Raw genomic sequence first — 11,380 nt, forward strand, 5'->3', positions numbered from 1 at the left:
AATCTGGGGAGGAATGTACAAATGATCAAACATCTACTAACAATGGCTGACTTGCAGCCGGAAGAAATCCACACACTGATTGATGAGGCAGAAGGGTTTTCCAAAGGGGCAATCTGGACTCCGCTAAGGCAGGCGTTTGTTTCGAATCTTTTCTTTGAACCAAGCACAAGGACAAAGTGCAGCTTTGAAGTCGCGGAGCGGAAACTTGGCCTTGAAGTCATCCAGTTTGAGGCGAGTGCTTCAAGCGCGCTTAAGGGCGAAACGCTATATGACACGGTCCGCACATTGGAATCGATTGGAGTCGATGCGGTGATTATCCGGCATCCGGCAGACCAGTACTATGATGAACTCATAGAGGGCTGCAGAATCCCGATCTTGAATGGCGGAGACGGCTGTGGACACCATCCGACACAGTCGCTCCTCGACCTTATGACAATCAGGCAGGAGTTTGGCAGGTTCGCAGGTTTGAAGGTTGCGATTGTCGGAGACATCAGGCATAGCAGGGTTGCTCATTCCAATGCCGTCGCCTTGAAAAAGCTCGGTGCCGAAGTAGTTTTTTCCGGTCCGCAGGAGTGGTTCGACGAGAATACAAATTATGAGCCGATTGACAGGGCGGTAAAGACGGCGGATGTCGTCATGCTCCTCAGGATTCAGCACGAACGACATGAAAGACATTCAGGGATATCGAAGGAAGATTACCACCGCGAATACGGACTTACCCTTGAAAGGGAAAAGCTTATGAAGCCCGGAAGCATTATCATGCATCCAGCCCCGGTCAACAGGGATGTAGAAATTGCCTCCATCCTTGTGGAATCAGATCGTTCGAGGATTTTTAAACAGATGGAAAATGGCGTATATGTACGGATGGCTGTGTTAAAGAGGGCGCTTGCCCACAAAATAGGGGGTAGGTACCATGAAGCTTTTGCTGAAAAACGTGCGGTTGCAAGATAAACAAACAGGATTTAATAAAACTGATATTTTCATAGAAAATGGGACGATTGCGAAAATTGGCCATGAACTAAATCTGGAGGCGGACAGGATCATTGATGGGGATGGATATTTGGCGGCGCCCGGTTTCATCGACCTCCATGTCCATCTCCGCGAGCCCGGTGGGGAGAAGAAAGAAACTATTGAATCAGGAACGCTCGCCGCGGCGAAAGGCGGCTTCACAACAGTGGCCGCGATGCCGAATACAAGGCCCGTTCCGGATTCGAAAGAGCAGCTGGCCTGGCTGCAGGCAAGGATTGCAGAAACCGCCGCTGTCCGGGTGCTTCCATACGCCTCGATTACGATCCGTGAATTGGGCAGGGAGCTGACCAACTTCGGAGAGTTGAAGGAGGCAGGCGCGTTCGCTTTTACGGATGACGGAGTAGGAGTGCAAACGGCAGCGATGATGCTTGAGGCAATGAAAAAAGCGGCCGCGTTTGATATGGCGATTGTCGCCCATTGCGAAGACGATTCGCTCATCAATAAAGGCTGTGTCCATGAAGGGTCTTTTTCAAAAAAGCATGGACTAAACGGGCTGCCTTCCGTGTGCGAAAGCGTCCATATCGCCCGTGATGTGCTGCTTGCCGAAGCGGCGGGCTGCCACTATCATGTTTGCCACATCAGCACAAAAGAATCTGTCAGGGCTGTCCGGGATGCGAAGCGCGCCGGCATCCGTGTCACCGCGGAAGTCACCCCGCACCATCTCCTTTTGTGCGAGGATGACATTCCCGGCCTTGACGCCAATTATAAAATGAATCCTCCTCTGAGGGAAAAGGCCGATCAGGAGGCTTTAATTGAAGGGCTCCTTGATGGGACAATCGACTTTATCGCAACCGACCACGCACCCCATACAGAAGAAGAAAAGGCGGAGGGAATGCAGCTGGCGCCATTTGGAATCACTGGCCTTGAAACAGCTTTTCCGCTTTTGTACAGCCATTTTGTTGAAAAAGGAATATTCAGCCTCGGGCAGCTGATCGATTATTTGACAATCAAACCGGCTGATGCGTTCGGGCTTCCATACGGAAGGCTTGAAGAAGGTTCTCCCGCAGATATTGTCCTGCTGGACCTTGAAACGGAAAAGGAAATCAACCCGCGCGAATTTTTGTCCAAAGGAAAGAATACGCCATTTGCGGGCTGGGCGTGCAAAGGGTGGCCGATATTGACAATTTCAGCCGGAAAGGTCGCCTGGGAAAGGAGCCGTCAGGCATGAAGCGGCAGCTAGTATTGGAAGACGGAACTTCATTTATCGGAGAAGGCTTTGGATGCCTGGACGAAGCAAAGGGAGAAGTTGTTTTCAATACAGGGATGACTGGTTACCAGGAAATTCTTTCCGACCCGAGCTATTGCGGCCAGCTTGTTGTCCTGACCTATCCGTTGATTGGGAATTACGGGATAAACCGGGATGATTTCGAGTCGATCAATCCGGCTGCCAGTGCGCTGATTGTAAAAGAAGCCGCCGAATTTCCTTCGAACTGGAGAAGCGTATTCACGCTTGATGAATACTTGAAAATAAAGAAAATCCCCGGATTGAAGGGAATTGATACACGAAAGCTGACGAGGATCCTTCGCATGCATGGAACCATGAAGGGAACTATTTGCGGAATTGATGAAAATCCTCTAGAAGTCGCGGCTAGACTAAGTCAGGAACCGCTGCAGTGCGACCAGGTGAAAATCGTATCTACGAAAAATCCGTACCCAAGCCCGGGACGGGGAAAACGGATTGTCCTTGTCGATTTTGGCATGAAACATGGCATTTTGCGCGAATTGAACGAGCGGGGCTGTGACGTGACCGTTGTTCCCTACAATAGTTCCGCCGAAGAGATTCTTCAGCTCGGGCCTGATGGCATTATGTTATCCAATGGGCCAGGAGACCCAAAGGATGTTCCGGAGGCAATTGACATGCTGAATGGAATTCTTGGAAAAGTTCCCGTATTCGGGATTTGCCTTGGCCATCAGCTTTTTGCCCTGGCCTGCGGCGCCGATACACAAAAAATGCGGTTCGGGCATAGAGGCTCGAATCATCCAGTCAGGGAAACGGCCACAGGTAAAGTCGTTATTACATCCCAAAATCATGGGTTTGCGGTAAATCCGGAGTCGCTAACGGAAACCGATTTGGAAGTGACTCATATTGCTGTAAACGACGGAAGCATCGAAGGGCTACGCCATAAACATTTTCCGGCATACACCGTCCAGTTCCATCCAGAAGCATCGCCGGGGCCGGAAGATGCCAACAGCCTCTTTTGCAAATTCTTGGCGATGATTGATTCGCATGTGCAGGAAGGAGCGTAACCATGCCAAAGCGTACCGATATAAACACAATCCTTGTCATTGGCTCAGGCCCGATCGTCATTGGTCAAGCCGCTGAATTTGATTATGCAGGAACACAGGCATGCCTTGCGCTGAAGGAAGAGGGCTACAAAGTTATCCTTGTGAACTCAAATCCTGCGACAATCATGACAGATGCCGAAATCGCCGACAAAGTCTACATAGAACCACTTACCGTGGAATTTGTTTCCCGCATTATCAGAAAAGAACGCCCGGACGCACTGGTTGCTACGCTTGGCGGACAAACCGGTTTGAACCTCGCGGTGGAGCTTTCAAAATCCGGCGTGCTAGAAGAATGTGGAACTGAAATTCTCGGGACAAAGCTTGATGCGATAGAGATGGCCGAGGATAGGGAATTGTTCCGGAATTTGATGAATAAGCTTGGAGAGCCAGTCCCTGAAAGTGCCATTATCCATTCATTGGCTGAAGCCAGGGAGTTTGCTGAATCGATTGGTTTTCCGGTGATTGTTCGGCCCGCATTCACGCTCGGAGGGACTGGGGGCGGAATTTGTTCCACACCTGAAGAGCTTGGGGAAGTTGTCCTTAGCGGATTGAAAAACAGTCCTGTTAGCCAATGCCTTTTGGAAAAGAGCATCGCCGGCTATAAGGAAATCGAGTATGAAGTGATGCGTGATGCGAATGACACGGCGATTGTTGTCTGCAACATGGAGAATATTGATCCGGTAGGCATCCACACTGGCGATTCAATTGTGGTTGCGCCGAGCCAGACGCTAAGCGACCGGGAGTACCAGCTTTTACGAAATGTATCTTTGAAAATTGTCAGGGCGCTCGGAATTGAGGGAGGCTGCAATGTACAGCTGGCTCTCGATCCTGATAGCTTTCATTACTATATTATCGAAGTAAATCCAAGGGTAAGCAGATCTTCCGCTCTCGCATCGAAGGCGACAGGCTATCCGATTGCCAAATTGGCGGCCAAAATCGCTGTCGGACTAACGCTCGATGAAATGATTAATCCAGTGACAGGAAAGACTTATGCCAGTTTTGAACCCGCGCTTGATTACATCGTTTGTAAAATACCAAGATGGCCGTTTGATAAATTTGAGTCAGGCAACCGCTCGCTCGGAACACAAATGAAGGCGACCGGGGAGGTCATGGCAATTGGCAGGACGTTCGAGGAGTCGCTGCTGAAAGCAATCCGTTCCCTCGAATCCAACGTGTACCACTTCGGACTCCCGGGAGGAGAAGGCGTATCCGAAGAGATTATTAAGAAACGGATCCGCAAGGCCGGTGATGAAAGGCTCTTCTATATTGCAGAAGCCATGAAACGGGGCGTCACAATTGAAACCATCCATGAATGGAGCAAAATTGATTACTTTTTCCTAAAAAAATTCATGGGAATCATAGAGTTGAAGAATGAACTGAAAGCCAATCCGTTTGAGTATGAAATCGCAAAGCAAGCGAAGCAAAGCGGTTTTGCTGACAGGACAATCGCGGAGCTCTGGAGCACCGACGTACATACTGTCGCCAAATGGAGGAAGGCCCAAGGCATCATCCCTGTATATAAAATGGTCGATACGTGCGCTTCCGAGTTTGAATCTGCGACTCCATATTTCTATGGAACATATGAAGAAGAAAATGAATCAATTGCAAGCGGCCGGCAAAGTGTCGTGGTTCTTGGTTCCGGTCCCATCAGAATCGGCCAGGGCATTGAATTCGATTATGCGACCGTCCATTCAGTGAAAGCAATCCGGGAAGCAGGCTACGAAGCGATCATCATTAACAGTAACCCGGAGACGGTTTCAACGGATTTCAGCATTTCCGATAAGCTTTATTTTGAACCACTTACAGTTGAAGATGTCATGCATATTATTGAACTTGAAAATCCGATTGGGGTCGTTGTCCAGTTTGGCGGGCAAACGGCGATCAATCTAGCTTCTGGGCTTGCCGAAAGAGGGGTAAAGCTTCTTGGAACAAGGTTGGAGGATATTGACCGCGCCGAAAATCGGGATAAGTTCGAACAGGCCCTTGTGGAACTAGGGATACCGCAGCCGCTTGGAAAAACAGCCCTTTCCGTTGAAGAAGCTGTTGAAATTGCGGAAGAAATCGGCTTTCCAGTTCTTGTCAGGCCTTCGTATGTACTTGGCGGAAGGGCGATGGAAATCGTTCATCAAAAGGATGACCTTCTTCATTACATGCACAATGCGGTCAGGATCAATCCTGAAAATCCAGTTTTAATAGATCGCTATATTACCGGGAAGGAAATCGAGGTGGACGCGATTTCGGATGGGACGGATGTGCTCATACCCGGAATAATGGAGCACATCGAGCGGGCCGGGGTCCACTCTGGCGACTCGATAGCGGTTTATCCTCCGCAGTCGCTGACTGCCGAAAACAGGCTTATGCTTACGGATTTTACAACCAGACTGGCAATGGGATTGAACATTGTTGGGCTCCTAAATATCCAGTTTGTCCTCGCAGACAGCGGGATATATGTGCTGGAGGTGAATCCGCGTTCGAGCAGGACCGTCCCTTTCCTTAGCAAGATTACAAATGTGCCAATGGCGAATATCGCGACAAAAGCGATGCTTGGGGTATCACTGCGCGAACAGGGTTATTCCCCAGGCTTGTTGAAAGAAAAAGAAGAGGTATATGTAAAAGTCCCGGTGTTCTCTTTTGCTAAATTAAAAGATGTCGATATTACGCTTGGGCCAGAGATGAAATCAACAGGCGAAGTGATGGGCAAGGACTATACTCTAGAAAAAGCATTATACAAAGGGCTGGTTGCTTCCGGCATTTCCATAAGGCAATTCGGGGCAGTCCTCCTTACGGTTGCGGACAAGGATAAAAAGGAAGCCGCAATCCTGGCTAAACGCTTCGCGGAAGAAGGCTATCGGATTATGGCGACCAGCGGTACAGCGGCTGTCCTTAAACAGGAAGGAATACCTGTAAAGGTGGCTGGTAAAATCGGCTCTGATGGCCCGACTCTCCTTGACATCATCAGGAATGGCGAGGTGCAGTTCATTATCAACACATTGACCAAAGGCAAACAGCCAGAACGCGACGGTTTCAGGATTCGCAGGGAAGCAGTCGAAAACGGAATACCATGCCTTACATCATTGGATACGGCCTCAGCCATCCTGAAGGTGGTTCAGTCGATGAATTTTTCAGCGGTGGCTATTGGCCCAACAGCAAGAGAGGAAGTGCGGGTTTGATTACAAAAGAAATGTGCAAAGTTGTCAGCCAGGAACAAATTGCCCACTCGGTTTTCAAGTTGACGTTAAAGGGAAGGCTTTCAAGCAAGGCAAAGCCCGGCCAGTTCGTTCATGTTAAAACCGGCGGGGCTGGGGGTCCTCTATTGAGGCGGCCGATCAGCCTGGCTTCCATAGACAGGGATAATGGAAGCTTTACAATGATTTTTCGTGTATCTGGTGAAGGAACCGCCCTTTTATCCAAATGTGGACCAGGCATGGAAGTGGATGTTTTGGGTCCTCTTGGGAACGGATTTCCTGTTTCCGAAGCAGTGCCTGGTACAACCGCCATTTTGGTAGGCGGAGGAATCGGCGTCCCGCCTCTTTATGAACTCTCCCGCCAGTTAGTGGAAAATGGAGTGTACGTTGTCCATGTGCTTGGCTTCCAAACGGCCTCTGCTGTTTTTTATGAAAAAGAATTTGCCTTGCTGGGACCGACTTTTATCGCGACAGCCGATGGTTCATATGGCAGGAAAGGGTTTGTTACGGATATCATTTCAGGGGAGCAGCTTGAATTTGATACCCTATTTGCCTGCGGACCCGTACCGATGCTTAAGGCGCTGGAGAAAGGATTTCCGGATAAAAAAGCATACCTGTCGCTTGAGGAACGGATGGGATGCGGAATCGGGGCCTGCTTCGCGTGTGTCTGCAGGGTTCAGGACGACCAAAACGGGCATTCATACAGGAAAGTTTGCAGTGACGGGCCGGTATTCCGGGCTGGGGAGGTAGTAATATGAAGAAACTTGATATTTCGTTGCCTGGATTGAACTTGAAAAATCCGGTCATGCCTGCTTCCGGCTGTTTTGGCTTTGGAAGGGAATATAGCCGGCTTTATGATTTGGACATTCTGGGAGCGATCATGATCAAGGCGGCAACCGGGGAGCCCCGGTTCGGGAATCCGACTCCAAGGGTGGCTGAAACCCCTTCGGGCATGCTGAATGCGATTGGCCTGCAAAATCCCGGCTATGAGGAAATCCTCGCCACGGAACTTCCATGGCTCGAGCAATTCAATGTCCCGATTGTCGCAAATATCGCAGGCTCCACTGAAGAAGAATATATCGAAGTCGCCAGGCATATTTCAAAGGCGGAAAATGTCCATGCGCTTGAGCTGAATGTTTCTTGCCCTAATGTGAAGGAAGGCGGGATTGCATTTGGGACAGACCCTGAAACTTTAAAGAAACTGACGAAAAAAGTAAAGGATGCTTCAGATGTTCCTGTATATGTTAAATTGTCGCCAAATGTAACGAATATAGTGGAAATCGCCCTTGCCGCGGAAGCCGGCGGCGCGGACGGCCTCACAATGATCAATACCCTCCTCGGAATGAGAATCGACCTGAAAACAGCCAAGCCAATACTTGCGAACAGGACCGGCGGACTTTCGGGTCCTGCAGTCAAACCGGTTGCCTTAAGGATGATTTATGAAGTAAGCCAGAAAACCAGCCTGCCAATCATTGGCATGGGAGGCATCCAGTCCGCCGCGGATGTTATTGAATTTTTCTACGCTGGGGCAAGCGCGGTCGCGGTTGGGACGGCCAACTTTACAGATCCGTTTATCTGTCCGCAAATTATCGAAGAACTGCCTGGCTTACTTGGGGAATTAGGCTACGAACATATCCTTGAATGCAGGGGAAGGAGCTGGAACAATGCAGGACAACCCGCTTATCATCGCGCTTGATTTTGGCAGCCTGAATGAGGTTGAAAGATTCCTTGAGCCTTTTAATAAACATAACCTTTTTTTAAAAGTCGGAATGGAGCTGTTTTACAAAGAAGGTCCGCGTACAGTCCACACATTGAAGGAAATGGGGCATCGCGTCTTTCTTGATCTTAAGCTGCACGACATTCCAAATACCGTCTTGAGCGCGATGCGTTCGCTTTCAAGCCTTGGCTGTGACCTGGTAACTGTCCACGCGGCCGGGGGAAGAGCAATGATGGAAGCGGCAATGGAAGGGCTAGAGGCCGGGACGCCTGCTGGAGAAACACGGCCCGCCTGTGTTGCCGTCACACAGCTTACAAGTACAGAAGAAGCAAGGATGCAGGCTGAGCAGCTAATTCCTGTTTCCCTTGAAGAATCTGTATTGCATTATGCTGCTCTCGCAAAGTCAGCTGGACTGGATGGAGTCGTTTGCTCGGCATGGGAAGCAGGCAAGATCATGGAAAGGCAAGGGAACGGATTTTTGACGGTGACCCCGGGGATCAGGATGGGCACCGACAGCCACCAGGATCAAAAACGGGTCGCGACCCCTGAAAAGGCGCGCGAAGCCGGGATATCGGCCATTGTGGTAGGCAGGCCGATCATCAGGGCTGACAAACCTGTTGAAGCCTATGAAACTTGGATGGAAGCTTGGAAAGGAGCAACACGATGAGCAAAACGATAGCAGCGCAACTATTGGAAATCAATGCAGTCACCTTGAGGCCGAACGAGCCGTTTACATGGACGTCGGGAATCAAGTCGCCAATTTATTGTGATAACAGGCTGACACTTTCGTATCCGGAAGTCAGGAAGGAGATTGCAAAAGGGCTTATTTCTCTCATTCATTTGCATTTTCCGGATGTTGAAGTGATTGCAGGGACTGCCACAGCGGGAATTCCCCATGCTGCATGGATCAGCGCAGCGATGGAACTTCCAATGTGTTATGTCCGCGGAAGCGCGAAAGGCCACGGAAAGGGCAATCAAATCGAAGGCAGGGTTGAGCATGGGCAAAAGGCAGTGATCATCGAGGACCTTATTTCGACCGGAGGAAGTGTGATTACAGCTGCACATGCGCTTCGGGAAGCGGGTGCAGAGGTGCTAGGGGTTGTGGCGATTTTTACCTACGGGCTCGATAAAGGGAAGCAGAAGCTTGCGGAGGCTGGCCTCAATACATATACGATCACTGATTTCCCTGAACTTGCTAAAATCGCGGCTGATGAAGGATATATCAAGGAAGAGGAACTCGGTCTTCTGATTGAATGGTACAAAAACCCGAGTGGATGGATGCAATAAATACACGCAAATAGTTTAAGCCCGGCCAAGCCGGGCTTATGATATTTAACAATAATCCTTCGCCGCCGGCACGGGCCGGGAAAATCATTTTTTCTTTAGGGACAGGACGGTTTCTTCATCCGGAGTCACATAGACAGTTTTTTGATTGTCATAGATAACAAATCCCGGTTTCGAGCCATTTGGCTTTTTAACATGCCGGACACGAGTATAATCGACTGGAACGGAACCTGAATTGCGTGCCTTTGAAAAATAGGCTGCGAGCATCGCAGCTTCGCGAAGTGTTTCTTCAAAAGGCTCCTTGCTCCGGATGACAACGTGGGAACCAGGAATATCTTTCGTGTGGAGCCAAATTTCATCCCTTCCGGCCAGCTTTCCGGTCAGGTAATCATTCTGCTTGTTGTTTTTGCCGACAAGGATTTCTGTCCCGTCCGAAGCAGTATAGCTGTCGAGCGCCGGTTTCAAGTTGGCTTGTTTTTTGCCATTCTTTTTAGCACGCTGCCTGATGTAGCCCCCTTCCGCAAGCTCCTCCCTAATTTCTTCGATATCGCTTGGCGAGGCGGAATCAAGCTGCTGCAGCAGTCCGTCGAAGTAAGCCGCCTCCTTTTCTGCCTTTTCAATTTGCTCCTTCACCGCAAGTACCGCATTTTTGGCTTTCTGGTATTTGGAAAAGTATTTTTGCGCGTTTTCGGATGGCGTTTTTTGAGGGTCGAGCGGAATAACCGCCATCGCCCCATTCTCATCGTAGTAATTGAGCACCTCGATTTCCTTCATGCCTTTTTTGGCAGCATGCATATTTGCTGTCAAAAGCTCCCCGAATCTTTGGAATTCCTCTGCTTTTTCCGCGTCCTTAAGGGTTTTCTTCAGCTTTTCTATTTTCTTTTCATTCTTTTCTTTTTCATTCGCGATGAACCTATCCAGATCCCCGGCCTGCTGTTTTACCCTGTCCCTTTCCGCCTTGCCAAAATAATAGCGGTCCAGCATTGAACCCAACGTCGGAAAAATCCTCGGTTCCCCTTTCAAATGGAGTAGGGGGAACAGGTAAAAGGCCTCCTTGTTTTGGCCAGCTGTTATGGCAGGTTCAATTCTGCCTTCACGAAGCTTTGCCATCATTGATACGAAAGCTTTCGGCAGAGTAGTCCTGTTCGCAAGGCCGCTTTCAAACACCACTTCCTTTGCAAACAGCGGAGACACACCAGAGAAAGCGTCGACGAGCTGCCGGTCAAGCTTTCCGCTGTTAAAATCAATCGCTTTCAGCACATCTTCCTCCGTCGCCAGGAACGGATCCAATTTGTTTTGTGTGGGCGGCGCTATGTAGGGCTGGCCCGGAAGGATGGCCCTATGTGTATTCACCGCGAACGATACATGCTTGATGCTGTCCAAAATCATCTCCCTGCTTTTGTCCACAAGGATGATATTGCTGTGTTTCCCCATAATCTCGACAATCAGCTGCTTGTAGCTGACATCGCCAATTTCGTTTCGCCCCTTAATTTCAAAAATGAGAATTCTATCCGTTCCGGATTGATGCACATCTTCAAGGATATAGCCTTCGATATGTTTCCTTAGGAGCATGCAGAACATCGGAGGCTCACTCGGGTTTTCATGTGTTTCACTAGTCAATTGGACCCGCGCGTAGCTTGGGTGGGCGGACAGGAGGAGGCGGTGATTGGCCCCGTTTGCCCTTATAACCAGGATGATTTCATTTTTATATGGCTGCTGAACTTTATTAATCCGGCCGCCCGCGAGTGTTTTGGCGAGCTCGCCGGCCATTGCTCCTGTAAATAATCCATCAAATGACATTGGAAATACCTTCGCTTTCAATAGTTTTCATGTAATTTGCATTGATGCGGAACGCCGCCGCGTTCGCTCCTTCTATTTT

Annotated in this window: 9 protein-coding genes; 8 read left to right on the forward strand and 1 reads right to left on the reverse strand. The window is 49.5% G+C overall.

Annotated elements, in window-relative coordinates:
• Positions 1-24 precede the first annotated feature (24 nt).
• Genes DRW41_RS02790 through pyrE form a run of 8 tightly spaced genes read left to right on the forward strand, consistent with a single transcriptional unit; the run spans position 25 to position 9,504 of the window.
• Positions 25-951 (forward strand): aspartate carbamoyltransferase catalytic subunit, encoded by a 927-nt coding sequence (locus tag DRW41_RS02790; protein ID WP_115450889.1) that lies wholly within the window; start codon positions 25-27, stop codon positions 949-951.
• On the forward strand, positions 914-2,197 hold the full coding sequence (gene pyrC, locus DRW41_RS02795; RefSeq protein ID WP_115450427.1) for a dihydroorotase: 1,284 nt from the start codon (positions 914-916) through the stop codon (positions 2,195-2,197). Before DRW41_RS02790 ends, pyrC begins: the two co-directional genes overlap by 38 nt.
• Positions 2,194-3,276 (forward strand): carbamoyl phosphate synthase small subunit, encoded by a 1,083-nt coding sequence (locus DRW41_RS02800; RefSeq protein WP_115450428.1) that lies wholly within the window; start codon positions 2,194-2,196, stop codon positions 3,274-3,276. Before pyrC ends, DRW41_RS02800 begins: the two co-directional genes overlap by 4 nt.
• A 2-nt stretch (positions 3,277-3,278) precedes the next feature.
• The gene (carB, locus tag DRW41_RS02805; RefSeq protein WP_115450429.1) at positions 3,279-6,485 is read left to right on the forward strand and encodes a carbamoyl-phosphate synthase large subunit; all 3,207 of its coding nucleotides are present in this window, start codon (positions 3,279-3,281) and stop codon (positions 6,483-6,485) included.
• On the forward strand, positions 6,482-7,258 hold the full coding sequence (locus DRW41_RS02810) for a dihydroorotate dehydrogenase electron transfer subunit (RefSeq protein ID WP_115450430.1): 777 nt from the start codon (positions 6,482-6,484) through the stop codon (positions 7,256-7,258). The genes carB and DRW41_RS02810 overlap by 4 nt, the downstream gene beginning before the upstream one ends.
• Positions 7,255-8,196 (forward strand): dihydroorotate dehydrogenase, encoded by a 942-nt coding sequence (locus tag DRW41_RS02815; RefSeq protein WP_115450431.1) that lies wholly within the window; start codon positions 7,255-7,257, stop codon positions 8,194-8,196. The genes DRW41_RS02810 and DRW41_RS02815 overlap by 4 nt, the downstream gene beginning before the upstream one ends.
• On the forward strand, positions 8,165-8,884 hold the full coding sequence (pyrF, locus tag DRW41_RS02820; protein WP_115450432.1) for an orotidine-5'-phosphate decarboxylase: 720 nt from the start codon (positions 8,165-8,167) through the stop codon (positions 8,882-8,884). Before DRW41_RS02815 ends, pyrF begins: the two co-directional genes overlap by 32 nt.
• Positions 8,881-9,504 carry an orotate phosphoribosyltransferase gene (gene pyrE / locus DRW41_RS02825; protein WP_115450433.1) on the forward strand — a complete coding sequence of 208 codons (624 nt, stop codon included), beginning with the start codon at positions 8,881-8,883 and terminating at the stop codon, positions 9,502-9,504. The genes pyrF and pyrE overlap by 4 nt, the downstream gene beginning before the upstream one ends.
• A gap of 84 nt (positions 9,505-9,588) precedes the next feature.
• On the opposite strand, the gene DRW41_RS02830 is transcribed toward pyrE, so the two are convergent.
• Positions 9,589-11,301 (reverse strand): Rqc2 family fibronectin-binding protein, encoded by a 1,713-nt coding sequence (locus DRW41_RS02830; protein WP_115450434.1) that lies wholly within the window; start codon positions 11,299-11,301, stop codon positions 9,589-9,591.
• Positions 11,302-11,380: the final 79 nt, after the last annotated feature.

Source organism: Neobacillus piezotolerans, assembly GCF_003362805.1.
In the GTDB taxonomy this organism is placed as follows: domain Bacteria; phylum Bacillota; class Bacilli; order Bacillales; family Cytobacillaceae; genus Bacillus_D; species Bacillus_D piezotolerans.

Excerpts from the sequence above, each read along its gene's own strand:
- carB (WP_115450429.1), top strand. The coding sequence starts at position 3,279 with ATGCCAAAGCGTACCGATATAAACACAATCCTTGTCATTGGCTCAGGC.
- DRW41_RS02800 (WP_115450428.1), top strand. The coding sequence starts at position 2,194 with ATGAAGCGGCAGCTAGTATTGGAAGACGGAACTTCATTTATCGGAGAA.
- pyrC (WP_115450427.1), top strand. The coding sequence starts at position 914 with ATGAAGCTTTTGCTGAAAAACGTGCGGTTGCAAGATAAACAAACAGGA.
- pyrF (WP_115450432.1), top strand. The coding sequence starts at position 8,165 with ATGCAGGACAACCCGCTTATCATCGCGCTTGATTTTGGCAGCCTGAAT.
- DRW41_RS02815 (WP_115450431.1), top strand. The coding sequence starts at position 7,255 with ATGAAGAAACTTGATATTTCGTTGCCTGGATTGAACTTGAAAAATCCG.
- pyrE (WP_115450433.1), top strand. The coding sequence starts at position 8,881 with ATGAGCAAAACGATAGCAGCGCAACTATTGGAAATCAATGCAGTCACC.
- DRW41_RS02830 (WP_115450434.1), bottom strand. The coding sequence starts at position 11,301 with ATGTCATTTGATGGATTATTTACAGGAGCAATGGCCGGCGAGCTCGCC.